At 64.2% G+C, this 25401-nt stretch carries 23 protein-coding genes; 7 read left to right on the top strand and 16 right to left on the bottom strand.

The annotated features are described in order from the left end of the window. Nucleotides 1-224 precede the first annotated feature (224 nt). Nucleotides 225-1028 carry a HesA/MoeB/ThiF family protein gene (locus IC66_RS0124840; protein WP_038949454.1) on the top strand — a complete coding sequence of 268 codons (804 nt, stop codon included), beginning with the start codon at nt 225-227 and terminating at the stop codon, nt 1026-1028. A gap of 16 nt (nt 1029-1044) precedes the next feature. Here the strand turns inward: IC66_RS0124840 and IC66_RS0124835 are convergent, their stop codons facing one another. Beyond that, entirely contained in the window at nt 1045-2046 is a 1002-nt protein-coding gene (locus IC66_RS0124835; RefSeq protein WP_018323404.1) for a 2-hydroxyacid dehydrogenase, read from the bottom strand. A gap of 326 nt (nt 2047-2372) precedes the next feature. Between IC66_RS0124835 and IC66_RS0124830 the strand changes: the two genes are divergently transcribed. After that, nucleotides 2373-2903 carry an SH3 domain-containing protein gene (locus IC66_RS0124830; protein WP_018323403.1) on the top strand — a complete coding sequence of 177 codons (531 nt, stop codon included), beginning with the start codon at nt 2373-2375 and terminating at the stop codon, nt 2901-2903. Nucleotides 2904-3044: 141 nt separating this feature from the next. On the opposite strand, the gene irrA is transcribed toward IC66_RS0124830, so the two are convergent. Then, nucleotides 3045-3536, bottom strand: coding sequence for an iron response transcriptional regulator IrrA (gene irrA / locus IC66_RS0124825; RefSeq protein WP_038949453.1), 492 nt, complete (start codon nt 3534-3536; stop codon nt 3045-3047). 353 nt (nt 3537-3889) lie between these two features. Between irrA and fabA the strand changes: the two genes are divergently transcribed. From fabA to fabI, 3 genes are all read left to right on the top strand, one after another. Beyond that, nucleotides 3890-4411, top strand: a complete 522-nt coding sequence (gene fabA / locus IC66_RS0124820) for a bifunctional 3-hydroxydecanoyl-ACP dehydratase/trans-2-decenoyl-ACP isomerase (protein ID WP_018323402.1) — start codon at nt 3890-3892, stop codon at nt 4409-4411. A 39-nt stretch (nt 4412-4450) separates the two neighbouring features. Then, entirely contained in the window at nt 4451-5674 is a 1224-nt protein-coding gene (fabB, locus tag IC66_RS0124815) for a beta-ketoacyl-ACP synthase I (RefSeq protein WP_038949452.1), read from the top strand. A 126-nt stretch (nt 5675-5800) separates the two neighbouring features. Continuing rightward, nucleotides 5801-6601, top strand: a complete 801-nt coding sequence (fabI, locus tag IC66_RS0124810; protein WP_038949451.1) for an enoyl-ACP reductase FabI — start codon at nt 5801-5803, stop codon at nt 6599-6601. 138 nt (nt 6602-6739) lie between these two features. Here the strand turns inward: fabI and IC66_RS0124805 are convergent, their stop codons facing one another. The 5 genes from IC66_RS0124805 to IC66_RS0124785 form a co-directional block, all read right to left on the bottom strand. After that, complete coding sequence (locus IC66_RS0124805; RefSeq protein WP_028139499.1) at nt 6740-7336, bottom strand: glutathione S-transferase family protein; 597 nt, start codon at nt 7334-7336, stop codon at nt 6740-6742. 115 nt (nt 7337-7451) lie between these two features. Further along, complete coding sequence (locus IC66_RS0124800) at nt 7452-8333, bottom strand: hypothetical protein (RefSeq protein WP_085967967.1); 882 nt, start codon at nt 8331-8333, stop codon at nt 7452-7454. A gap of 69 nt (nt 8334-8402) precedes the next feature. Further along, entirely contained in the window at nt 8403-9236 is an 834-nt protein-coding gene (locus IC66_RS0124795) for a hypothetical protein (protein ID WP_038949450.1), read from the bottom strand. A 91-nt stretch (nt 9237-9327) separates the two neighbouring features. Next, complete coding sequence (locus IC66_RS0124790; protein ID WP_038949449.1) at nt 9328-9792, bottom strand: GNAT family N-acetyltransferase; 465 nt, start codon at nt 9790-9792, stop codon at nt 9328-9330. 7 nt (nt 9793-9799) lie between these two features. Next, a complete protein-coding gene (locus IC66_RS0124785; RefSeq protein ID WP_038949448.1) occupies nt 9800-10726 on the bottom strand; it encodes a hydrogen peroxide-inducible genes activator in 927 nt (308 codons plus the stop codon). A 114-nt stretch (nt 10727-10840) separates the two neighbouring features. On the opposite strand from IC66_RS0124785, the gene katG reads away from it, so the two are divergent. Continuing rightward, nucleotides 10841-13006 carry a catalase/peroxidase HPI gene (gene katG, locus IC66_RS0124780; RefSeq protein WP_038949447.1) on the top strand — a complete coding sequence of 722 codons (2166 nt, stop codon included), beginning with the start codon at nt 10841-10843 and terminating at the stop codon, nt 13004-13006. 110 nt (nt 13007-13116) lie between these two features. Here the strand turns inward: katG and pnp are convergent, their stop codons facing one another. The 8 genes from pnp to rimP all read right to left on the bottom strand — a co-directional run bounded on the left by pnp (nt 13117) and on the right by rimP (nt 23496). Next, the gene (gene pnp, locus IC66_RS0124775; RefSeq protein ID WP_028139505.1) at nt 13117-15273 is read right to left on the bottom strand and encodes a polyribonucleotide nucleotidyltransferase; all 2157 of its coding nucleotides are present in this window, start codon (nt 15271-15273) and stop codon (nt 13117-13119) included. A gap of 375 nt (nt 15274-15648) precedes the next feature. Next, nucleotides 15649-15918 carry a 30S ribosomal protein S15 gene (gene rpsO / locus IC66_RS0124765; protein ID WP_008131787.1) on the bottom strand — a complete coding sequence of 90 codons (270 nt, stop codon included), beginning with the start codon at nt 15916-15918 and terminating at the stop codon, nt 15649-15651. Between the two features lie 2 nt (nt 15919-15920). Further along, on the bottom strand, nt 15921-17042 hold the full coding sequence (gene truB, locus IC66_RS0124760) for a tRNA pseudouridine(55) synthase TruB (protein ID WP_038949446.1): 1122 nt from the start codon (nt 17040-17042) through the stop codon (nt 15921-15923). Then, the gene (gene rbfA, locus IC66_RS0124755) at nt 17039-17485 is read right to left on the bottom strand and encodes a 30S ribosome-binding factor RbfA (RefSeq protein WP_038949445.1); all 447 of its coding nucleotides are present in this window, start codon (nt 17483-17485) and stop codon (nt 17039-17041) included. The genes truB and rbfA overlap by 4 nt, the downstream gene beginning before the upstream one ends. 154 nt (nt 17486-17639) lie before the next feature. Continuing rightward, entirely contained in the window at nt 17640-20348 is a 2709-nt protein-coding gene (infB, locus tag IC66_RS0124750) for a translation initiation factor IF-2 (protein ID WP_038949444.1), read from the bottom strand. A gap of 69 nt (nt 20349-20417) precedes the next feature. Continuing rightward, entirely contained in the window at nt 20418-21101 is a 684-nt protein-coding gene (locus IC66_RS0124745) for an RNA-binding protein (protein WP_038949443.1), read from the bottom strand. Between the two features lie 23 nt (nt 21102-21124). Continuing rightward, nucleotides 21125-22735, bottom strand: coding sequence for a transcription termination factor NusA (gene nusA, locus IC66_RS0124740; protein WP_018319418.1), 1611 nt, complete (start codon nt 22733-22735; stop codon nt 21125-21127). A gap of 2 nt (nt 22736-22737) precedes the next feature. Further along, nucleotides 22738-23496 (bottom strand): ribosome maturation factor RimP, encoded by a 759-nt coding sequence (gene rimP / locus IC66_RS0124735; protein WP_038949442.1) that lies wholly within the window; start codon nt 23494-23496, stop codon nt 22738-22740. Between the two features lie 362 nt (nt 23497-23858). Between rimP and IC66_RS0124730 the strand changes: the two genes are divergently transcribed. Continuing rightward, nucleotides 23859-24941 carry a DUF2336 domain-containing protein gene (locus IC66_RS0124730; protein WP_038949440.1) on the top strand — a complete coding sequence of 361 codons (1083 nt, stop codon included), beginning with the start codon at nt 23859-23861 and terminating at the stop codon, nt 24939-24941. Here the strand turns inward: IC66_RS0124730 and trmB are convergent. Then, a partial coding sequence (trmB, locus tag IC66_RS0124725; RefSeq protein ID WP_038949439.1) for a tRNA (guanine(46)-N(7))-methyltransferase TrmB occupies nt 24938-25401 on the bottom strand: 464 nt, incomplete at its 5' end. The two genes, IC66_RS0124730 and trmB, sit on opposite strands and share 4 nt — an antisense overlap.

The following is a 25401-nucleotide window of genomic DNA, read 5'->3' as shown; positions in this document are numbered from 1 at the left end:
CGCAATGTCATTCAAGCACATCTCGTTGGTCGCGAACAATGTAGCGGTGGTTCAGGCCCAAGGTCGAGCCGCGTACTCAGGTCCTCATCCTGAGGAGCGGCCTCAAGGCCGCGTCTCGAAGGATGGCCGCGGCGAGATCGGGGCCTGCATGGTTCGAGACGGCGCTTTGCGCCTCCTCACCATGAGGAGTGAAAGCGACGGCTTGGTAGGAGAGGCGTACGACGATGCTGAGCCCGGATGAACTCGAACGCTATGCCCGCCATATCGTGCTGCGCGACGTCGGCGGCCCGGGCCAGGCGGCGCTGAAGCGGGCCTCCGCGCTGGTGGTCGGTGCCGGCGGGCTCGGCGCGCCGGCGCTGATGTATCTGGCCGCCGCCGGTATCGGCACGCTCGGCGTGGTCGATGACGACGTGGTGTCGCTGTCCAACCTGCAGCGCCAGGTGATCCACACCACGCCCGATATCGGCCGGCACAAGGTCGAGAGCGCGGCCGAGCGGATTGCGGCGCTCAATCCGCATGTTCGTTTCGTCGGCCACGCCACCTGGCTGAATGCCGACAATGCGCTCAGCCTGATCGGCGACTACGACCTCGTGCTCGACGGCTCCGATAATTTCTCGACGCGCTATCTGGTCTCGGACGCCTGCTTCTTCGCGAAGCGGCCGCTGATCACGGCGGCGCTCGGCACCTTCGACGGCTCGCTCACCACCATCCGCGCGCACGAGACCAACGAGCAGGGCGAATTCAATCCGACATATCGCTGCCTGTTTCCGGAGGCGCCGCCGCCGGGTACCGTTCCGGCCTGCGCGGAAGCCGGCGTCATGGGTGCGCTGGCGGGCGTGCTGGGATCGATGATGGCGATGGAGGCGATCCGCGAGATCGTCGGTTTCGGCGACGGCCTGGTCGGCCGCCTCCTGATGATCGATGCGCGCGCGATGCGCTTCGAGACGCTGCGCTACGAGCGCGATCCGGCCAACCCGCTCAATGGCGACGGGCCGGTGTTCGACGATTTGAGCATCCACCGCGAGTAGAGGTGGCAGTGAAACCTCAGAGCATGCTCGGCAGCACGCGATCCGGCGGCTTGTGGGCGTCGAGGAAGGTGCGGATGTTGATGATCACCTTCTCGCCCATCTCGACGCGGCCTTCGATCGTGGCCGAGCCCATATGCGGCAACAGCGTCACCTTGCCGGCCTTGGCAAGCCGCACCAGCTTCGGGTTGACCGCGGGCTCGTGCTCATAGACGTCGAGCCCGGCGCCGCCGATCTCGCCGCCTTCGATCAGCTTGATCAGCGTGTCCTCGTCGGTCACCTCGCCGCGCGCGGTGTTGACGATGTAGGCGTCCTTGCGGATCAGCTTCAGCCGCCGCGCCGAGAGCAAATGATAGGTCGCCGGCGTGTGCGGACAGTTCACCGAGATGATGTCCATCCGCGCCAGCATCTGGTCAAGGCTTTCCCAATAGGTCGCCCCTAACTCCTCGGCGATCTTCGGCGCGACGGGACGGCGGTTGTGATAGTGGATCTGCAGGCCGAAGGCGCGGGCGCGGCGCGCCACCGCCTGGCCGATGCGGCCCATGCCGATGATGCCGAGCCGCTTGCCGCCGATGCGGTGGCCGAGCATCCAGGTCGGCGACCAGCCCGGCCAGGGTTTTCCTTCGGTCAGGATCGAGGCGCCTTCGATCATCCGCCTGGGCACGGCGAGGATCAGCGCCATGGTCATGTCGGCGGTGTCCTCGGTCAGGACCTTCGGCGTGTTGGTGACGGTGATGCCGCGAGCATGCGCGGCCTCGACGTCGATATTATCGACGCCGTTGCCGAAATTGGCGATCAGCCGCAGCTTGCAGTCGGGCTGGTTGATGATGTCGGCGCTGATATGGTCGGTGACGGTCGGAACCAGCACGTCGGCGGTGCGTGCGGCTTCCGCGATCTGGTCGGCGGACATCGGCGTGTCCTCGAGATTGATCCGCGCGTCGAACAATTCGCGCATCCGCGTCTCGATCGAATCCGGCAGCTTGCGCGTCACCACGACGAGGGGCTTTTTCTTCACCGACATGTCCTGCTCTCATGAGGCGTCGCAAGCCGCCTCTGTCGCCAAAGGCCGGTCGTTGAGGTCTCATTAACCCGGTTGTTCGACACTGCCCTTGCCGTGTCCGTCCCCGGCGTTTCCTTCAAGCTCTCCCGATATTTCCGGCCGGAAAAATCGGGACAAACTGGTTGTTCAAGTGCCCGTCCTCTCTAGCAGAAGGCCGGGCCAAGACAAGAACCACGGGTCAAGGCTTGGGAACACCCGCATGGGGCGGGTCAGGGGGGTGCGCGGCAGGTTTTGGAATTTGGGGTGAGGACCCGGCTCGGGCCGGGTCGTCGACAGGAGACGGGTTGATGGCGTTGGGGCGTTTTTGTTCGGTGATGGCGCTCGTTTGCACCTGGTTGAGCGCTTCGGTCGGCCCCTCGCATTCGGCCAAGGATACGACGCCCCAGACCGCCAGCGGCCTGCCGGTGCCGCGCTATGTCAGCCTCAAATCGGATCATGTGAACGTCCGCGCCGGCCCGACCAAGGACAATGACGTGGCCTGGGTCTACACCCGTTCGGGCCTGCCGGTGGAAATCACCGCCGAGTTCGAGAATTGGCGCCGGGTGCGCGATTCCGAAGGCGCCGAGGGCTGGGTCTATCACTCGTTGCTGTCGGGCCGCCGCACCGCGGTCGTCACCATGAAGCACAAGGACGACCTCGCCCCGATCTACGATCGCGCCGACCTCGACAGCGCGGTTGCAGCAAGACTCCAGGCCGGCGTCGTCACGCAGGTAAAGAAGTGCGCTGCAAACTGGTGCCGCGTCACCGGCAACGGTTTTGACGGCTGGATCCAGCAGGAGCGCCTCTGGGGCGTGTATTCGGACGAGCAGGTGAATTGACGCTGCCGTCGTCCCGGCGAACGCCGGGACCCATAACCACAGGGTTAAATTGTTTTGGAAGGCGTCAGCCAGCGTGCCTCATTGAGGGATCACGCGGTATGGGTCCCGGCGTTCGCCGGGACGACAATAGAGTTGTGAGGTTCAGCGCTTCTTGCGCAGGCGCACGACCATGTCGATGCGCGCGATCTCGTAACCCTCCGGCACCTCCGGCATCTTGGACAGCGCCAGATGCGGATCCTCGATGTCGACCAGCTCATGGCTGTTCTCGAGGTAGTAGTGATGGTGGGTGGTGACGTTGGTGTCGAAATAGGTCTTGGTGCCGTCGACGCTGACTTGGCGGAGCAGGCCGGCATCGGTGAGCTGGTTCAGCGTGTTGTAGACAGTCGCCAGCGACACCGGAACCTTGGCCAGTGTGGCTTCCTCATAGAGCATTTCAGCCGTGAGGTGGCGAGCACCTTTGCCGAACAACAGCCAGCCCAATGCCATGCGCTGACGCGTCGGACGGAGCCCGGCGGACTGGAGCATTTCATTGACGTCGTGCCGGGGGCAGCCGGTCAGAGCCGGCTGGCGGCCGGACAAGAGGGCCGCGGCATGGACGTCGTCGTCATGATGGGGCGCAGTATTCTCGCTCATTTCCAGATTTCGGGCACGCGTGAACAATATCTCTCAGCAATATAAGAACAGAAAGATGCAGATGCAAGTTTCTCGCAACTAGAGGGGTTCTAATCAGGCTTGGAACCGGAGCGGGATCGCGTCATTTTAACTTCATGGATGCGCTTTGCTACCCGAAATAGCCTGTGTTAGAGAGCGCGCGGTTCCGCTTAGCCGATTTTGGCGCAGCCGGGCATCGAAGCCCGGTCCGCAGTCCATCCGGGGCATGCGGGCGCAGCGCCTGACAGTGGCAATTGGCGTTGCTCTCCGACCGAGACGGGGCCCATTTTCGCCAAAAAGCGCCGCTCAATCGGAATTCAAACAGAGGCTCGTGCATGCTGAACAGGCGCAACGGTTACGAATATGAAGATCTGCTGGCCTGTGGCCGCGGCGAGATGTTCGGCCCGGGCAATGCCCAGCTGCCGTTGCCGCCGATGCTGATGTTCGACCGCATCACTGACATCAACGACAATGGCGGCGAGTTCGGCAAGGGGCTGGTGCGCGCCGAACTCGACGTGAAGCCCGACCTCTGGTTCTTCGGCTGCCACTTCAAGAACGATCCGGTGATGCCCGGCTGCCTCGGCCTCGACGCGCTGTGGCAAATGGTCGGCTTTTACCTGGGCTGGACCGGGGGCGAAGGTCGTGGTCGCGCGCTTGGCCTGAACGAGCTGAAGTTCAGCGGCCAGGTGCTGCCCGAGGCGCGCAAGGTTGTGTACAACGTCGATATCAAACGCGTGATGCGTTCAAAGCTGGTGCTCGGTATCGCCGACGGGTGGCTTTCGGTCGATGACCAGATTATTTATCGCGCCAAGGACTTGAAGGTCGGCCTGTTCAAGCAGGGCACGAGCCTGGGCTGAGCGCATCACCAAGACAACAACGATTGAGGCGAGGCTGTCATGAGGCGGGTTGTGGTCACCGGGATGGGCATCGTCTCGTCGATCGGAAACAACACCCAGGAAGTGCTTGCGAGCCTTCACGAGGCGAAGTCGGGCATTTCGCGGGCTGAGAAATATGCCGAGCTCGGCTTCCGTTCGCAGGTACAGGGCGCGCCGACGCTCGATCCTGCGACGGTGGTCGACCGCCGCGCGATGCGTTTCCTCGGCCAGGGCGCGGCGTGGAATCACGTCGCGATGGAGCAGGCGATCCAGGACTCCGGTCTGTCGCCTGACGAAGTCTCCAACATTCGCACCGGCATCATCATGGGCTCCGGCGGCCCGTCCGCCCGTACCATCGTCGAATCCGCGGACATCACCCGCACCAAGGGACCGAAGCGCGTCGGACCTTTCGCAGTGCCGAAGGCGATGTCGTCCACGGCCTCCGCGACGCTTGCGACCTGGTTCAAGATCAAGGGCGTGAACTATTCGATCTCCTCGGCCTGCGCGACGTCGAACCATTGCGTCGGCAACGCCTATGAGACGATCCAGATCGGCAAGCAGGACGTCATCTTCGCCGGCGGCTGCGAGGAACTGGACTGGTCGCTCTCCGTGCTGTTCGACGCCATGGGCGCGATGTCCTCGAAATACAACGACACGCCGGCCACGGCCTCGCGTCCCTACGACGTCAACCGCGACGGCTTCGTCATCGCCGGCGGCGCCGGCGTGCTGGTGCTGGAAGAGCTCGAACATGCCAAGGCGCGCGGCGCCCGCATCTACGGCGAGATCGTCGGCTACGGCGCGACCTCGGACGGCTACGATATGGTCGCACCTTCAGGCGAAGGCGCCGAGCGCTGCATGCGCATGGCGATGTCGACGGTGAAGACCAAGGTCGACTACATCAATCCGCACGCGACCTCGACCCCGGCCGGCGATCCGCCGGAGATCGACGCGCTCCGCCGCGTGTTCGGAAGTGGAGAGAAGTGCCCGCCGATCTCGGCGACCAAGGCGCTGACCGGCCACTCGCTGGGCGCCACCGGCGTGCAGGAGGCGATCTACTCGCTGCTGATGATGAATAACGGCTTCATCTGCGAGAGCGCGCATATCCAGGAGCTCGACCCTGTCTTCGCCGACATGCCGATCGTGCGCAAGCGCATCGACAACGTCAAGATCGGCACCGTGCTGTCGAACTCCTTCGGCTTCGGCGGCACCAACGCCACGCTGGTGTTCAGCCGGTTGGATGCGTGACGTCGTTGTTGGCGTACTGTTGATTTTCTCGTCATGGCCGGGCTTGTCCCGGCCATCCACGTATTGGGACTAGGTTTGGAAGGGCGTGGAAGCCCGAGCATGACCTAAGCGGAAGGTAATCGCGAGATGGAAGGTCTGATGAAAGGTAAGCGCGGTTTGATCATGGGCATCGCCAATGATCATTCGATCGCCTGGGGCATGGCGAAGACGCTGCATGCCCACGGCGCCGAGCTTGCCTTCACCTTCCAGGGCGAGGCCCTCGGCAAGCGCGTCAAGCCGCTGGCGGAGCAGCTCGGCGTCGATCTGGTGCTGCCGTGCGACGTCGAGGACATCGCCAGCGTCGATGCGACCTTCGATGTGCTCCGTGAAAAATGGGGCAAGCTCGATTTCGTCATCCACGCCATCGGCTTTGCCGACAAGAACGAGCTGAAGGGCCGCTACGCCGACACCAGCCGCGAGAACTTTTCACGCACCATGGTGATCTCGTGCTTCTCGTTCACGGAAGTGGCGAAGCGCGCCGCCGAACTGATGACGGAGGGCGGCAGCATGATCACGCTGACCTTCGGCGCCTCCGAGCGCGCGATGCCGAACTACAACGTGATGGGCGTGGCCAAGGCGGCGCTGGAAGCCTCCGTGCGCTATCTCGCCTCCGATTTCGGACCGCGCGGCATCCGCGTCAACGCGATCTCGGCGGGCCCCATCCGGACGCTCGCCGGCTCCGGCATCGGCGAGGCGCGCGCGATGTTCGCCTTCATGCAGAAGCATTCGCCGCTTCGCCGCGGCGTCACGCTCGACGAGCTCGGCGGCTCGGCGCTGTATCTGCTGTCGGATCTCTCCGGCGGCGTGACCGGCGAGATCCACTATGTCGATTCCGGCTACAACATCGTCCTGATGCCGAGGCCTGACGGTTTGAAGACGCCCGACTGAGGCGTCCGCGAGTAGCCTGATATGACGACGCCGTAGGGTGGGCAAAGGAGCGCAAGCGACGTGCCCACCATCTCTGCGTGATCGCAATAGATACATGACGTGGGCACGCTTCGCTTTGCCCACCCTACGAGAGTTCGTCTAACCCGCGGCGATCTTCTCCGCGCGCTGGAAAGCGGGACGTGCCATGCAGCGTGCGAGATAGGCATCGAACGCGGGGCGCGACGGCACCATCTTGAACAGGCGCACCGCGAAATTCAGGCCCGAGCCGATCGTGACGTCGGCGGCCGAAAATTCTTCGCCGAGAATCCACGGCCCCTCGGCGAGCGCAGCGTCCAGAACGTCGAACACCTGCGTCGCGCTGCCCCAGGCCGCGGTCGAGGTCGGGATCTCGATCTTGGTGAAGATCTGGATGATGGCAGGTTCGATGCAGCCCGGGGAGAAGAACAGCCATTGCAGATAGCGCGCGCGGCGCGGGTCGGTCACGGCGGGTGCGAGCTTCGTCTCGGGGTAGCGGTCGGCGATGTAGGCGCAAATGGCCGCGGCCTCGCCAAGGGCTGCATCGCCGTCGCTGAGCGCCGGCACTTTCCCCATCGGATTGACCCTGAGGAAATCCGGCGCCTTTTGCGCGCCGGTCGAGATGTCGGTCAGCACGCGCTCATAGGGCAGGCCGCTCTCTTCCATCAGCCAGAGCGTCGTGAACGAGCGCGAGCGGGGCGACCAATAGAGCTTGATCATGGCGGGAACCTTTCATCGGCGGAAGGCTAGCAGCGTGCAATTCATGCCGCGTTTGCCGCGTATCCGCAACGCACTACGCCTGGGTCGATGCCAACCAGCGTAAACGACATGTGGGTCAACGTTGTTCAGTGTCGCTTTGGCGTGCTGCTGGTCGACGTCCAAGCAAAAGCGGCAACGTCTTGTCGAGGCTTTCCGCCAGCATGGCGCGCACGCCGTCGCGCAGTGCGGGGTTGTCGGCGGCATCTTCAGGGCGCGTTGGAAACGATTCTGCGGGCAACTCGCGATAAGGGCCGCCGACGAGCTTGCCCAAAAACCTCTGCACCGCCAGCGAATGATCCAGGTTGATCAGCGCAGAGCTCTGTCTGACGATGGCAAAGGCGCGCCCGTCAAAGATACGGATAAACGCCAGGGCGTGGAGAAAGATGCGACGCCCGAGCACCACATCCTGGTTGAGGATGCCGAAGCCGCGGACCGTATAGCTTGATGACCCGATCGGACTGATTGCATTGAGGATCTGGATGTAGTGCCGGCAATTCGTTCCTTTCACGGCCTCGCGCATGTATCCGGCCAGCTCCGCGTTGGGATCGCGGACCAACCTATCTTTCAACGTGTCCTTTGACTCATCGTGGGGAGGAAATTTCGCCGGATTGTAGGTGATTCTCAGAACGGACGCGCCGGCAGGGATCGCGGCGCGGGTCCGCGCGAAGATCAGATCGCTCAGTCCCCAGCCTGGGATCGGGACCACCGTCTTCTTGTTCTGAAATATGGTCAGGCCGGTCGTCTGCACGGTGAACTCATCGCCGGTGGTGATGACGACACCAAAGTCGCACGAGCCGCCGGCCACGGGAGCGGGCTTGCCCGTCGCTTCACGCCGCGTGGTCAGCTTGCCATTGGCTTGTTTGACGGTTGGTTGTGCCGTCTCCCATTGGGCTTGTGCCGGCGCCTGAGTTGAAAAACACCACAGGATGAGCGTAATGACGAGCAGCCGGGCGATCATGCTGAATGCGACTGTGTTCGCAGGCGCAGCCAAACTTGATCCTTTGGCGCGTCGTGTCGACAAAGGCGCTTACTCTTCCTTTAGATAGCCGGGGAGGTTCCGGTCGAGCCTTTCTACGACGAGCGCACGCGTTCTCTCGCGCAACGCCGCGTTGGTCGAAGCTGTCTCGGGCGGATCTGGGAACAGTGAATTGTCGAGCTTCGTGATCGGGTCTTCAAACAGACGCATGCTTGTGGCGAGATTCGCGCCGATATCCGTAAGGGGGCGCTTGATCTGTTCGTAGCTGCGGCCGTCAATCAGCGTGATCGCAACATTGGCGAAAAGGTGTGAGTGCCGAATCAAGCTGCCGAGCCCCTGGTTGTAGGTGCCGATCCCGTTCAGCGTCATGTTTGAGTTCGGCAGCTTCGTCTTGAAAGTGGTTGCGACGAGATAGCGATCGCAATTCGCATTCGCGGTGAACCCCTTCACGATCACCGGCAGAGTCTCTTTGGGGTCCGGGATGAAGATCGCCTTCGCATGATAGAAGGGATCGAAGGCGCCCTTGGGATAAGCGATCCTGCGTATCGAGGAATCGTTGTTCGTTGCCGCCCGCACGCGCGCGAAAACGAGATCATCGAGGCCCCAGTCGATCGGGACCTCCTTTGCTTCCGCCTCGAAGATTGTCACGCCGAACTTCTGTACGGAGTAATGCTCGCCGATTACCGAGATTACGCCGAGACGGCACGGACCGCTGTTCATCTGCTCGGCTGGTTTGACTGCCGCAGCTTTCGGCTTCGTCGCCGCTTTCTTGACGGTCGGCTTTGAGGGAGGCGTGGGTGGCGCGGTGGTTGCAGGAGGAGTTTGAGCTGCTGCCAGAGCTAGAGAAGACAGCAAAACGATCGCGGAAGCAGCAAATCGAATCATGGATTCCAGGGCATCAGCAGCGGGAGAATATCGATCACGCCACCCTAGATTAGGACGGTGACAACCGCAAGCTGCACCCGGAGGTCGTGGTCTATCCGGTTGGTCGCTGCCGCTTCCACCGGTAATACTTCATCATGAACCCGTTCGCTGGATCGATCTCTTCCTTCTCGAACACGAAACCTTCGCGCTCGTACCAGCGCCAGGCTTTTTCGTTCTCGCGCACGCAGCGCAGGTGCATCTCGTCGGGCATTTGCGTGCGCGTGAAGGCGAGCAGCTTTCGCCCGAGCGATTGACCCTGATAGGCGGGTCCGACGAAAAGCATGTCGAGATAGAGTTTTGGCACATGCAGCGCCAGCATGGCGGCGATGGTGCCGCGATCATCGGCGACGAACAGGCTCCAGCCGTTCTCGATCTCGCGTCGGATGCGCGCGCGGAGATTGGCGAGCAGAAAGTCGCTGGCCTCGCCGAGGCCGGTCGAGATCCAGCTCTCCATCCAGACGCGGCCGACCTCGTCGTATTCGTCGGCGCGGGCGGGGCGGATGATCGGGTGCGACATTGGAGCCTCAGGCCCGCTGGCTGCGCGCAGATGGGCGTGCGCGCACCTTGCCGGCCGACAGGCACACCACTTCGGAGATTTGCAGCAGCTGCCGCGCCAACGGGCTGGTCTTGCGCCAGACCATGCCGATGGTGCGGGATGGCTGCGGATCGAGGAAGCGCGCGAGCGAGACCGACGCCGATCGCGTCTCCACCGGCACGGCCATCTCCGGGATCAGCGTGACCCCGATGCCGGCGCTGACCATCTGGACCAGCGTCGACAGCGAATTGGCATCCAGCATCTCGCGCGGCGGCGCCGACTGCATGTTGCAAAACGACAGCGCCTGATCGCGGAAGCAGTGTCCCTCTTCGAGCAGCAACAGCCGCATCTCGCGCATCATCTCGCGCGACGGCGCCGGGGTCCCCTCATCCGCGCTCGGCCGGACCAGCAGGAATTTCTCCTCGAACAGTGCGACCTCGGTGAGCGAAGGCTCGGACACCGGCAGGGCCACGATGGCGGTGTCGAGCCGCCCTTCCACCAGCTCCTGGATCAATCGCGGCGTCATGGTCTCGCGCACGCGGATGTCGAGCTCCGGATGCATGCGCGTGAGATTCTTGGTGATGGTGGGCAGCAGATACGGCGCGATCGTCGGGATCATGCCGATGCGCAGGCGACCGGCGAAGCGATCCTGCGAGGCGCGGGCGAAATCGCCGAGCTCATCGACCGAGCGCAAAATGTCGCGAACGCGTTGCGCGAGCTCCTCGCCGAACCGGGTCAGCGCCACCTGCCGGGCGCTGCGCTCCAGCAGCAGGCCGCCGAGCGTCTCCTCCAACTCCTTGATCTGCATCGACAAGGCCGGTTGCGAGATGGAGCAGGACTCAGCCGCGCGGCCGAAATGGCCGTGACGCGCCAGGGCGTCGAAATACCGGAGCTGGCGCAGCGTCAGGTTTATCATCAGAAAATCCTATCGCAGCGATCATTAAAGTCAACTTTACCTGATAGGACGCGACGCTTAGAGTGGTTCTACCTGGTCAAAGGCGCGAGTTCGACGCCACCAGAGGAGGTATTCATGGACGACACTTCGAAGTGCCCGTTTTCGGGTGGAAAACGCGTGCCAGCGAACCGCGATTGGTGGCCAACTCAGCTCAGCATCGAGATGCTGCACAAGAATTCCGGCCTGTCCGATCCGATGGGCGACGAATTCGACTATGCCAAGGAATTCAAGACGCTCGACCTTAACGCGGTCGTCAAGGACCTGACCGCGCTGATGACGGACTCGCAGGAGTGGTGGCCCGCCGACTTCGGTCACTATGGCGGTCTCATGATCCGTATGGCCTGGCACAGCGCGGGCACCTACCGCATCACCGACGGCCGTGGCGGCGCCGGAGCCGGCCAGCAGCGTTTCGCACCACTCAACAGCTGGCCCGACAACGCCAACCTCGACAAGGCGCGCCGGCTGCTGTGGCCGATCAAGCAGAAATACGGCCGCAAGCTCTCCTGGGCCGACCTGATGGTTCTCGCCGGCAACGTCGCGCTGGAATCGATGGGCTTCAAGACCTTCGGCTTCGCCGGCGGCCGCGCCGACGTCTGGGAGCCGGAAGAGCTCTATTGGGGTCCCGAAGGCACGTGGCTGGGTGATGAGCGCTACAGCGGCGAACGCCAGCTCGCCGAGCCGCTCGGCGCGGTGCAGATGGGCCTCATCTACGTCAATCCGGAAGGCCCGAACGGCAAGCCGGACCCGGTTGCCGCGGCCAAGGACATCCGCGAGACCTTCGCCCGCATGGCGATGAACGACGAAGAGACCGTCGCGCTGATCGCCGGCGGCCACTCCTTCGGCAAGACACACGGCGCCGGCGATCCGTCGCTGGTCGGTCCGGAGCCGGAAGCGGGCGCGCTCGAGGATCAAGGCCTCGGCTGGAAGAGCAAGCACGCTTCGGGCCTCGCCGGTGATTCCATCACCAGCGGTCTCGAAGTGACCTGGACGGCGACGCCGACCAAGTGGAGCAACAACTTCTTCGAGAACCTGTTCAACTACGAGTGGGAGCTTACGAAGAGCCCGGGCGGTGCGAACCAGTGGACCGCCAAGGGCGCCGACGCGATCATTCCCGATGCCTTCGACAAGTCGAAGAAGCATCGGCCGACCATGCTGACCACCGACCTCTCGCTGCGTTTCGACCCGGCCTACGAGAAGATCTCGCGTCGCTTCCTGGAGAACCCGGCTCAGTTCGCGGACGCCTTTGCCCGCGCCTGGTTCAAGCTCACCCATCGCGACATGGGTCCGATTCAGCGTTATCTCGGCCCGCTGGTGCCGAAGGAGACGCTGATCTGGCAGGATCCGATTCCGGCCGTGAATCACGAGCTGGCCAGCGAGCAGGACATCGCGGCGCTGAAGAGCAAGATCCTGGCCTCGGGTCTGTCGGTCTCCGAGCTGGTCTCGACCGCCTGGGCGTCCGCCTCGACGTTCCGCGGCTCCGACAAGCGCGGCGGCGCCAACGGCGCGCGCATCCGTCTTGCCCCGCAGAAGGATTGGGAGGTGAACCAGCCGGCTCAGCTCTCCAAGGTTCTGGGCAAGCTCGAAGCGATCCAGAAGGACTTCAACGCGTCTTCAGGCGCGAAGAAGGTCTCGCTCGCGGACCTCATCGTGCTCGGCGGTTCTGCCGCGGTCGAGAAGGCCGCCAAGGATGCCGGCGTCGACGTCAAGGTCGGCTTCACGCCGGGCCGGATGGACGCCTCGCAGGAGCAGACCGATGCGGAGTCCTTCGCTCCGCTGGAGCCGCGGGCCGATGGCTTCCGCAACTTCATCGGCAAGCGGCATCAGTTCATGCAGCAGGAAGAGGCGCTTGTCGACCGCGCGCAGCTTCTGCGGCTAACCGGGCCCGAGATGACGGCGCTCCTCGGCGGCCTGCGCGTGCTCGGTGCCAACGCGGGCAATTCGAAGAACGGCGTCTTCACCTCCAAGGTGGGAACGCTGACCAACGACTTCTTCGTCAACCTGCTCGACATGAGCACGCAATGGACGCCGGCGGCCGACGGCACCTACGAGGGGCGCGACCGCAAGACCAATGCGGTCAAGTGGACCGGCACGCGCGTCGATCTGATCTTCGGCGCGCACTCGCAGCTCCGCGCCTACGCCGAGGTCTATGCCACCTCGGACGCCAAGGAGAAGTTCGTGAAGGACTTCGCCAAGGCCTGGACCAAGGTGATGAACCTCGACCGTTACGACATCGCGGCGTAAGTCGCTGCACCTCTCCTGCTTGCGGGAGAGGTGCAAGTCACCCCGGGGCGGACACAAACAAAAAGGGCGGCCTTTCGGCCGCCCTTCGTGTTTCTGATGTTGCCGAGCGCTTACTCGCCGGCGGCTTCGCGCGGGGCCTTCTCGCCCTCGCCGCCCTTGCCTTCGAGGTCTTCGCCGGTGGTCTGATCGACCACCTTCATCGACAGGCGGGTCTTGCCGCGGTCGTCGAAGCCGAGCAGCTTGACCTTGACCTTGTCGCCTTCCTTGACGACGTCGGAGGTCTTCTGCACGCGCGCCGAGGCGAGCTGGCTGATGTGGACGAGGCCGTCCTTGGAGCCGAAGAAGTTCACGAAGGCGCCGAACTCCATCACCTTGACGACGGTGCCGTCATAGATCTGGCCGACTTCCGGATCGGAGGCGATCGACTTGATCCACTTGATCGCGGCCTTCATGGCCTCGCCGTCGCTGGAGGCGACCTTCACGGTGCCGTCGTCCTCGATATTGACCTTGGCGCCGGTCTTCTCGACGATCTCGCGGATCACCTTGCCGCCGGTGCCGATCACTTCGCGGATCTTGTCGGTGGCGATCTTGAAGGTCTCGATGCGCGGCGCGTATTCGCCGAGCTCGGCACGGGCGTTGGTGAGCGCCTTGGCCATCTCGCCGAGGATGTGGATACGTCCATCCTTGGCTTGGGCGAGCGCGACCTTCATGATCTCTTCGGTGATGCCCTCGATCTTGATGTCCATCTGGAGCGAGGTGATGCCCTGCTCGGTACCGGCGACCTTGAAGTCCATGTCGCCGAGATGGTCCTCGTCACCGAGGATGTCCGAGAGAACCGCAAAGCGCTTGTCTTCGAGGATCAGGCCCATCGCGATGCCCGCGGTCGGCCGCTTCAACGGCACGCCGGCATCCATCAGCGCCAGCGAAGCGCCGCAGACCGAAGCCATTGAGGACGAGCCGTTCGACTCCGTGATCTCCGACACCACGCGCGTGGTGTAGGGGAATTCGTGGTGCGGCGGCAGCACCGGGTGGATCGCGCGCCAGGCCAGCTTGCCGTGGCCGATCTCGCGACGCTTGGTGCCGCCGAGGCGGCCGGTCTCACCGACCGAGTAGGGAGGGAAGTTGTAGTGCAGCAGGAACGTCTCTTTGTACGTTCCCGACAGCGCGTCGATGTACTGCTCGTCCTCGCCGGTGCCGAGCGTGGTCACGACCATCGCCTGGGTCTCGCCGCGGGTGAACAGCGCCGAGCCGTGGGCGCGGGGCAGCACGCCGACTTCGGCGACGATGTTGCGGACGGTCTTGCTGTCGCGGCCGTCGATGCGCTTGCCGGTGTCGAGGATGTTCCAGCGAACGATCTTGGCTTCGAGCTCCTTGAACACGCCGGCGATGCGCAGCTTGTCGTATTTCGGCTCCTGCCCTTCCGGGAAGTAGTGGGCGATCACCTTTTCCTTGACCTTGCCGACTGCGGCGTAGCGATCTTGCTTGACCGGAATGGCGTAGGCGGCGCGCAGCTCCTGCTCGACGATGCCGAGCATTTCCTTCTCGAGCGCCGAATTGTCGATCACGGTGACTTCGCGCGGCTCCTTCGCAGCCTTCTCGGCGAGCTCGATGATCGCGTTGATCACCGGCTGGAAGTGGCGGTGACCGAACATCACTGCGCCAAGCATGATGTCTTCGTTCAGCTCCTTGGCTTCCGATTCGACCATTAGCACGGCGTCGGCGGTGCCGGCGACGACGAGGTCGAGCTGGGTGTCGACCATCTCGTCGAGCGTCGGGTTGAGGATGAACTCGTCATTGGCGAAGCCGACGCGTGCCGCGCCGATCGGGCCCTTGAAGGGCGCGCCGGACAGCGTCAGCGCAGCGGACGAAGCCACCAGCGCGACGATATCAGGATCGTTTTCCATGTCGTGCGAGAGCACGGTGACGATCACCTGGGTTTCGTTGCGCCAGCCGTCGACGAACAGCGGACGGATCGGACGGTCGATCAGGCGGGAGACCAGCGTCTCCTTCTCGGTCGGACGTCCTTCGCGCTTGAAATAGCCGCCGGGAATGCGGCCCGCAGCGTAGGTCTTCTCCTGGTAGTCGACGGTCAGCGGCAGGAAGTCGACGCCTTCGCGCGGCGCCTTCGCCGCGACGACGGTGGCGAGCACCACGGTCTCGCCATAGGTGGCGACGACCGCGCCATCGGCCTGACGGGCGATCTTGCCGGTTTCCAGCTTGAGAGTGCGTCCACCCCAGTCGATCTCGACCGAATGCTTATTGAACATAGATGTCTTCTTTCATGGGTTCTCGAAAGAAGGACGGCTCGAAAAACAAAAACCATGCGCAAGATTGCGGGGCGCTGATCGAAGCGGGTGATCAGCGTCCTGCGATCCTGCCATGGTTTTTGGATTTCGGATGGCGTCCATCCTTTCGGGTCATACGGGCGCCTTGCCCGTTGTGCCCAGCCGCCGGATTGCTGCTGGACTGTCAGTCGGCACGAATGCGAACACCGAATTGCGATCTTCGCTCATCATGCCCGGATGCTGGCCGTCAACGGCCCGCATCCGACGTGCACGCAACCTCGATCAAAAAGCTTAAAATAAGCGCTTTCGTTCGAAACCACGTGCGAAAACGCGCGCCGTTGGCGCGCGCAAGAACTCTTAGCGACGAATGTTGTGCTTCTCGAGCAGCGCCTTGTAACGCGCCTCGTCCCGCTTCTTGAGGTAGTCGAGCAGCGAGCGGCGGGTCGAGACCAGCTTCAAGAGGCCGCGACGCGAATGGTTGTCCTTCACGTGGGTCTTGAAATGGTTGGTGAGGTTGTTGATGCGTTCCGACAGGATCGCGACCTGAACCTCGGGCGAGCCGGTGTCGCCGGCCTTGTTGGCATTCGTCTTGATGACTTCCGCTTTGCGTTCTGCGGCAATCGACATCGTCAATTTCTCTCGTTGCGACCGGGGCTGGCAGTCAGGCCGGTCAGGTTGAACACACGCTTGGGGATGATTTCGCCATTGCCGACTTCAGCAAGCGCGAGAAGACGGCCTGCCACCGTGACATAGACTGTGCCGCTACAAGTGGGCGCATCCCGTCCGCGCAACAAAACGGCCTGGCCCCGATGGAGCCTTGCCGCATCAGCCCGAGTGACGGCCAGTGCCGGGATGTCGTCCAGCGCGGTCTCAACGGGCATAAGCGCGTCCGCGAGGCTACCCTCGCCGGACGCGGCTCTATCGCACAAAGCCTCCAGCTGATCCAGCGGAATCATGTCGTTTTCGCCAAATGGGCCGACCAGGGTCCGCCTGAGCGCGCAGATATGGCCGTAAGTGCCGAGAATCCGGCCCATATCGCGGGCCAACGCCCGGACATAGGTGCCCTTGCCGCATTCGGCCTCGAACACGGCTCGGTCGTTATCCGGTTGATCCACAAGGGTTAAATGGTGAATTTCGACCGGACGGGCGGCCAGTTCCACGACCTCGCCGTCGCGGGCGAGGTCGTAGGCGCGCTCGCCCTGGACCTTGATCGCGGAATAGCGCGGTGGGATCTGCTCGATCACCCCGGTGAAGCGGGGCAACAGGGCCAGGATGGCCTCGCGGGTCGGACGCTGGTCGGAGGTCGCGGTCACCCGGCCCTCGATGTCGTCGGTGTCGCGCTCCTCGCCCCAGCACACCGTGAACTGGTAGCGCTTGCGGCCGTCCATGACGAAGGGAACGGTTTTGGTGGCTTCCCCGAGCGCGATCGGCAGCCCGCCCGAGGCGAGCGGATCGAGCGTGCCGGCGTGTCCGGCGCGCTTGGCGTTGAACAGGCGCTTGAGCACCGCAACCGCCTGCGTCGAGGTCATGCCGGTCGGCTTGTCGAGCACGACCCAGCCATGGACGTCGCGCCGGTCGCGGCGAACCTGGTTGCCCTTCTGCCTGGCATTGGCGCGCGGATCGTTGTTGACGCGGCGCGGCTCCTGATGCGGCTGAGAATCGCCGCCGATGTCCGCAAAATTATTTTTCTGCACGTCGCGCTGATCGGCCTGTTCGCCGCTGATCGTGTCGTGAGCCGGGTCCATGGTCATCGTTCTTCTTCCCGATCCGTCTCCGGATCCTGTTCCAAATCCTGTTCGAGGTCCCTCTGAACTGCAGGTGTTCGCAAAAGCTTCTCGATCCGTTCCGCTTCGTCGAATCGTTCGTCGACGCGGAAACGAAGATCAGGTGCAAATTTCAGGTTAACGCGCCGCGCGACCTCGCCGCGCAGAAACTTCTTGTTGCGTTCGAGCGCAGCGATGACGACCGCGGTGTCGTGGCCACCGAGCGGCATCACATAGACTGTCGCGAGCTTCAGGTCGGGTGACATCCTCACCTCCGGCACGGTGATGATGTGACCTTCGAGATCCGCATCATGCACATTGCCTTGCGCCAGAATATCGGCCATCGCGTGGCGAACCTGCTCGCCGACGCGCAACTGACGTTGCGAGCCCCCGCCGGGTGCGGAATTTTTTTTCTGATGATGGCGTGGCATCTCGAAAATCACCTCGTCATGCCCGTGTTTGGGACACGGGCATTGTCATTTGTCCTGTTGAAACGAAGAGGGGTGGATGGCCGGAAAAAATCCGGCCATCGCACTCCCGCAATTTCAGCTCAAAAAGATCCGGGCGCTTCGGTAAGATTTGGACTTACAGGGAGCGCTGGATCGTCTCCACGCGGTAACACTCGATCACGTCACCGGCACGCATGTCGTGGTAGTTCTCGAAGGCCATGCCGCATTCCTGACCGGACTGGACTTCCTTCACTTCGTCCTTGAAGCGCTTCAGCGTCGACAGCTTGCCTTCGTGCACGACGACGTTGTCGCGGATCAGGCGCACATTGGCGCCGCGTTCCACGGTGCCGTCGGTGACGCGGCAGCCGGCGACCTTGCCGACCTTGGAGATGTTGAAGATCTCCAGGATGGAGGCATTGCCGAGCATGGTTTCGCGCAAGGTCGGCGCGAGCAAGCCGCTCATCGCCTTCTTCACGTCGTCCACGAGGTCGTAGATGATGTTGTAGTAGCGGATCTCGATGCCGTTGCGCTTGGCGGCCGCAGCGGCCTCCTTGTTGGCACGAACCGAGAAGCCGATGATCGCGGCGTTGAAGCCTTCGGCCAGCGTCACGTCGGATTCCGAGATACCGCCGACGCCGGCATGCAGGATGCGGGCTGCGACCTCGTCGGTACCGAGCTTCTCCAGCGAGCCGAGGATCGCTTCCAGCGAGCCCTGCACGTCGGCCTTGATGATCAGCGGGAATTCCTTGCGGCCCGCGGTCTTCAATTGCGACATCATCTGCTCGAGCGAGCCGCGCATGCCGGAGATCGAGGCCGCCGCGTTCTCGCGCTTCTGGTGCGCACGGTAGCTGGTGACCTGGCGGGCGCGGGCTTCGTTCTCGACCACGGCGAGACGATCGCCGGCTTCCGGCGGACCGTTGAAGCCGAGCACTTCGACCGGCACCGAGGGACCGGCCTCCTGCACGGTCTCGCCCTGATCCGAGATCAGCGCGCGGACGCGGCCCATCTCGGCGCCTGCGACGATGATGTCGCCGACCCGGAGCGTGCCGCGCTGGACCAGCACGGTCGCGACCGGACCGCGGCCGCGGTCGAGCTTGGCCTCGATCACGGTGCCCTCGGCCGGTCGTTCCGAATTGGTCTTGAGGTCGAGGATATCTGCCTGGAGCGCGATCATCTCGAGCAGCTTGTCGAGATTGGTCTTGTTCTTGGCGGACACTTCGACGTCGACGACTTCGCCGCCGAAGGATTCCACCTGCACCTCGTGCTGGAGCAGCTCGGTGCGCACGCGCTCGGGCTTGGCGTCGGGCTTGTCGATCTTGTTGATGGCAACGATGATCGGCACCCGCGCCGCCTTGGCGTGGTTGATGGCTTCGATCGTCTGCGGCATGACGCCGTCATCGGCCGCAACCACCAGCACGACGATGTCGGTCACCTTGGCGCCGCGGGCGCGCATCGCGGTGAACGCGGCGTGGCCGGGCGTGTCGATGAAGGTGATCTTCTTGCCGCTTTCGGGCGACAGCACCTGATAGGCGCCGATATGCTGGGTGATGCCGCCGGCTTCGCCGGAGACGACGTTGGCATGACGGAGCGCGTCGAGCAGCGAGGTCTTGCCGTGGTCGACGTGACCCATGACGGTCACCACGGGCGAGCGGGTCTCGGTGTCGGTCGAATCGTCGGTGGCGTCGAACAGACCTTCTTCAACGTCGGACGCGGCAACGCGCTTGACGGTGTGGCCGAGCTCTTCGGCGATCAGCTGCGCAGTGTCGGCGTCGATCACGTCGGTGATCTTATGGATCGCGCCCTGCTTCATCAGCATGCGGATGATTTCCACCGCGCGCTCGGCCATGCGGTTGGCGAGCTCCTGGATGGTGATCGCTTCCGGAATGACCACCTCGCGGATGAGCTTTTCCTTCGGCTCGTTCGCGGCATGGCCCTTCAGGCGTTGGGTGCGGCGGCGGAACGAGGCGATCGAGCGCTCGCGGACTTCGTCTGCATTGAGCGCGGTGACGACGGTCAGGCGGCCGCGCTCCTTCTGCGGGCCGGGCTTGTGGGTGGGCTTGGGGGCTACCACGGGACGCGCGGCGCCGCCGGGACCGCGGCGGATCTGGCGCGGACCATCGTCCTCGTCCGGGCCGGCAGCAACCGCGGGAGCGCGGCCCAACGGGCCACCTGCCGGTCTCGCTGTGGTCGTTCCGGGGCGCGCGGTCGATGTTCCCGGGCGTGCCGTGGTGGTGCCGGGGCGCGCGGCGGGGGCGCCGCTGCGCGGCGCCGGAGTGGCCGGGGCGGCGGCTGCGGGGCGCGGCGCGGATGCCGGCTGCTCGCCTTCGCCAAAACGCTTCTTGGCCTCGGTCTCTGCCTTGCGCTTGGCTTCGTCCTCGTGACGGTGACGCTCTTCCTCGGCCTTGCGGCGGGATTCGGCAGCTTCGCGCTCGACGCGTTCAGCGGCTTCGCGAACAGCGCGGCGCTGGGCCTCTTCCTCGGCCTGGCGGCGCTCTTCGACTTCGCGCACCTTGGCATCGGCCAGCGCGCTGGCGCGGGCGGAACGTTCGTCCTCGGTCAGCGTGCGCAGCACCACGCCGGATCCGGCGTTACGCGGCGGCGCGGGGCGCGACGGAGCGGGCGTCGGAGTTGGCGCGGCCGGCGCTGGCTTCGCGACGACCGTGGGAGCCTGTGGTTCGGCACTGCCGTCGATGCGGCGCTTGCCGCGCTTCTCGACCACGACCTGCTTGCTGCGGCCATGGCTGAAGCTCTGGCGGACAGTGCCCGTTTCGACGCGCGGCTTGAGCGATAGCGTCTTGCTCGGAACGCTCAGCTTCTTGTCGTCAGGGGTCTTGGTATCAACCATTCAGCAGTCCTAATCCTGATTTATCAGTGTTGTGCGTTGCCGCACCGTCCTATCGGGTCGTCGTATCTCTCAGAAATCCTGGCCGGGCTTTTCGGCAGTCTTGTCAGCGTCCGCCATCCGGTATCGGACCAGCATCTGGCTACGTGACAGGAATGACCTGCTCGCCGGGCCCGCGAGCAGGGCAGCATGTATCACATTTGACCGGGTCAGTGCCAAATCCAATTCTAACGATTTCAGCGCGGTGACGACGGGAATCTGCGGCTTGGCGCCGCGATTTCCGGCATTTTGACGCGCCAGCATGTCCAATTTGCGGATTCCGTCCGCGGCCCCGTCGCTGGCGTGGATCAGGACCCCGGCCGTGCCTTCCCGAAGGGCGCTTTCGACCTTGCCGAAGCCGGCCACGACCTGGCCCGCTTTGGCGGCGATCCCAAGGGCTTCCGTCACGCTCCGAACCAGGAGCGCCTCAATATCGGCAGGAAGCGTCTGAGGGATGCGCAGCTCGCGCTTGAAGGCCTTGCTAAATTGGTGACGCCGGACGGCTTCCGCAACCACCCCGCGTGAGGCGGTGAGCCACATGCCGCGTCCGGGCAGCTTGCGCTTGAGATCTGGAACTACGTCGCCTTGCGGCGAAATGACGAAGCGGATCAGCTCGTCGATCGGCCGGACCTGCCGACTGACCGCGCACATCCGCATGGTCGCGGACCTTTCGGTCCGCGGTCCATGGTCGAGTTCGGGGTCAGTATCGGTGAGCATCCGGGCGACATTCTCCTTTGCCCTTAAGCCGGCTGATCTTCGGTGGCCTCAGCCTCCTCAGCGGGCTTGGCCAGATCGGCCTCGGTGATCCAGCCGGCCTTGACGCGGGCCTGCATGATCATCGCCTCGGCATCGTCACGGGAGATGTCGATACCGTCGAGCGCGCCGGGGAACTTGGTCTGCTCGCCGCCTTCCTTGCGTTCGGTCCAGCCGACCAGATCGTCGGTGGCGCAGCCGGCGAGGTCGTCGACCGTCTTGATGTCGTTCTCGCCGAACTTCACCAGCATCTTGGAGGTGACGCCGGGGACGTCCTTGACGGCGTCCTCGACACCGAGCTCCTTGCGCCTGGCCTCGATCTCAGCTTCCTGCTGCTCGAGATATTCGCGGGCACGGCTCTGGAGCTCCTGCGCGGTCTCCTCGTCGAAGCCCTCGATGCCTGCGAGTTCCTTGAGGTCCACCATGGCGAGTTCTTCGACCGAGGTGAAGCCTTCGGACGCCAGCAGCTGGCCGACCACTTCGTCGACGTTGAGCGATTCCATGAAGACGCGGGTGGAGTTCTCGAAGTCGGCCTGGCGGCGCTCCGATTCCTCCTGCTCGGTCAGGATGTCGATGTCCCAACCGGTGAGCTGCGAGGCCAGACGCACGTTCTGGCCGCGGCGGCCGATCGCCAGCGAAAGCTGGTTGTTGGTGTCGGGCACGACGACCTCGATGCGCTCGCGGTCTTCGTCGATGACGACCTTGGACACTTCGGCCGGCGCCAGCGCGTTGACCACGAAGGTCGCGATGTCGGGCGACCACGGAATGATGTCGATCTTCTCGCCCTGCAATTCGTTCACCACGGCCTGCACGCGCGAGCCGCGCATACCGACGCAGGCGCCGACCGGATCGACCGAGGAATCGCGGGAAATCACGCCGATTTTCGCGCGCGAGCCCGGATCGCGGGCAACCGCCTTGATCTCGACGATGCCGTCATAAATCTCCGGCACTTCCTGCGCGAACAGCTTCGCCATGAACTGCGGATGGGTGCGGGAGAGGAAGATCTGCGGACCGCGGGTCTCGCGGCGGACGTCGAAGATGTAGGCGCGGACGCGGTCGCCGTTGCGGAAAACTTCGCGCGGCAGCATCTCGTCACGGCGGATGATGGCTTCGCCGCGGCCGAGATCGACGATCACGCTGCCATATTCGACGCGCTTGACGACGCCGTTGACGATGTCGCCGATGCGATCCTTGAACTCCTGATATTGCCGGTCGCGCTCGGCCTCGCGCACCTTCTGCACGATGACCTGTTTGGCCGATTGCGCGGCGATGCGGCCATATTCCAGCGGCGGCAGGGTGTCGGCGATGGTGTCGCCGACCTGGGCGCCGGGATTGGCGCGCTGCGCGTCCACCAGCGAGATCTGGTTGGAATGGTTTTCGACCTTCTCGACGACCAGCATGTGGCGCGACAGCCGCAGCTCGCCCTTCTTCGGGTCGATCTCGGCGTGAACGTCAGTTTCGCTGCCGTAACGTGCCCGGGCCGCCTTGGCGATGGCGTCCTCCATCGCCGCGATGACGATGCCGCGGTCGATCGATTTCTCGCGCGCAACGGCATCGGCGATCTGGAGCAACTCAAGTCGATTGGCGCTGACTGCCATGGCTAGTCTCCTTCGTCAGGCTCGATCTCGCCCCGTCGCGCGCGTTCGGCGGCCAGGCGATGTTTCTTCGTATTGGTCGGGGCCGGCTTCTTTTTTTGCGGCTTGGTGTTCTTGGTGATCTTCGCGCTGATCTCCGCGTGCGGTGCCGCCGGCGGCTCGATGCCGAGGTTCCGGCGCATCTGGCGCTCCTCGGCCTTGCCGCGGCGCATCGATTCCGCGATCAGATCGTCGGTCAGCACCAGCCGAGCTTCACCAATATCTTCCATCGTCAGGAGAACGTCGGGATTATCGCTCGCCTTGGCGTCGTCGCGACGCAGGTGCACGCGGTCGCCCTCGACGGCGCCGATCATGCCGCGGAACCGCTTGCGCCCCTCATGGGCAACCGCCATCTCGATCTTCACCAGATGGCCGGAATAGCGCTCGAAATCGGAACGGCGGACCAGCGGCCGGTCGATGCCCGGCGAGGAAATTTCCAGCCGGTAGGCGCGATCGATGGGGTCGGCGACATCGAGCACCGGCGACAGCGCCCGCGAGATCGCCTCGCAGTCCTCGAGTTGCATCGAGCCGTCCGGCCGCTCCGCCATGATCTGCACGGTGCAGCCGGCTTCCCCGGAAATGCGGATCCGCACCAGACGATAGCCCATGCCCTCGAGCACCGGCGCTGCGACCGCGGACACACGTGCCGCCACGCCCGGCTCGACCACGAGCCTCGGCTCGGCCAGCAACTCGGCATCCGTGGAACCAGTGTTCGGTTCGGTCATATCAGGGGTCAAGGCGCTCGATGGTTAAGGCTTGGTTACGATTTTCAAAGCCCGCTTCGGAACTCCCCGACAGCGCGTCGGGCCGCATCTTCCGCCAAGCCGCGTTCGGGTAATAAAAAAGAGCGGGTCCTTTCGGGCCCACTCTCACTACGCGGATCGTATGAGAAGATGAATTGGCGCTGATATAGCGCTTTCTGTCCTCCCGGACAAGGCCCATCGCGGGCCAGACGAGGCTTTTTGCGCCCGATTCGCGGCGCCCCGGGCCTAACGCTTCCTTCACCTCGGGGGGCTAAATTCCCTGATTGTGGGGCGGCTTGGACCAAGGGCGCGCCCGCGGCGTGCCCCGTACGAGTTGCGTTTTCATGACCGTTGCCACGTCGCTCATTCCCGGACTGGACGATATCGTCAAACGCGGTGATCCGCGGCGACGCGGCGAAATCGCGCGCGCCATCTCCGAATTGTTCTTCCAGGATTCCGCCAATCTTCGGCCCGAGCTCATCGATCTCTTCGACAACCTCCTGATCGATCTCGTCCCGCATGCGGAGCTTGCCTCGCGCGTCGACCTCGCCGAGCGCTTCTCGCACCTGAACAACGCGCCGCCGCATCTGGTCAATCAACTCGCGCGCGAGAACGAGATCATGGTGGCCGGCCCCGTGCTGCGCCGCTCGCCCGTGCTCGATGACGCCGCGCTGGTCGAGATCGCGCGGCTGAAGGGCCAGGGGCATTTGCTGGCGATGACGGAGCGCCCCGCTTTGTCTCCCGTCATCACCGACGTGCTGGTGGAGCGCGGCGACCGCGACGTGGTGCGCCGCGCCGCGGGCAATGCCGGTGCGGTGTTCTCGCCCGGCAGCTATTCCGAGCTGATCAAGCGTGCGGCGCAGGACGGCGTGCTGACGCTCAAGATCGGCCAGCGCCGTGATCTCTCGGGCGAGAACCTGAAACAGCTTCTCGACGGCACGCTCGACGTCATCCGCCGCCGGCTCTCCAGCGTGGTCAATCCCGCGCGCCAGGTCGAGATCAAGCGCGCGATGGTGGCCATCGAGGAGGCCACGCTGCCGCCGGGACCGCGGCGCGATTTCTCCGCGGCCCAGCGCACTGTGCTGGCGTTGCATCGCGAGGGTCATCTCGGCGAGAGCGCGCTGCTCGGCTTCGCCAAGGCGAACAAATACGAGGAATCGATCGCCTCGCTTTCGGCGATGTCCGGCGTCCGCCTCTCGGTCCTCGACCGCCTGATCGCAGGCGACCGCTACGACCCGATCCTCATTCTCGGCCGCGTGCTGAATCTCGGCTGGCCCACGGTGCGCGCGCTCATCCTGCTCTGGTACGGTCCGCACCGCACGCCGGCCGATGCCGATATCGAGGCCGCGCGCGTCAACTTCACGCGCCTGATGCCGACGACCGCCGAGCGCGTCGTCAATTTCTGGCGCAACCGGCAGACGATCTAGAGTCGTCTGAATCGCAAATACGCCGCCTTCCGTCCTTCGCGCGCGGCCTTTCGGCCGTAGCGCGTCATGGTGTAGCCCGCCCACGGCTGTCTGAAGTCGTCGGCGCGTTCGGCAAGCCAGACGAAATCCTGCGAACGCGCAAGATGCGACAGCGTCCAGGCGCAGTAATCGTCGATGTCGCAGACGAAGCGGAATTCGCCGTTCGGCTTCAGCACGCGCGCCATCGCGGCGATGGTCCTGTCCTGGACGAAGCGCCGTTTCCAGTGCCGCCGCTTCGGCCAGGGATCGGGATGGATCAAGTCGATCCGCGACAGCGATGCCTTGGGCAGCCAGGCCAGCAGCTCGGCGGCATCGCCTGCGAACAGGCGGATGTTGCCGATGTTGGCGGCCTCGATCTGCGCGAGGATCTTGGCCATGCCGTTGACATAGGGCTCGCAGCCGATGAAGCCTGTCCTGGCGA

The sequence above is a fragment of the Bradyrhizobium genomosp. III genome, from assembly GCF_000261705.1.
GTDB lineage: Bacteria > Pseudomonadota > Alphaproteobacteria > Rhizobiales > Xanthobacteraceae > Bradyrhizobium > Bradyrhizobium ottawaense.
Note: the sequence above shows the minus strand (reverse complement) of the source record. Positions and strands in the feature narration are given on the sequence as shown.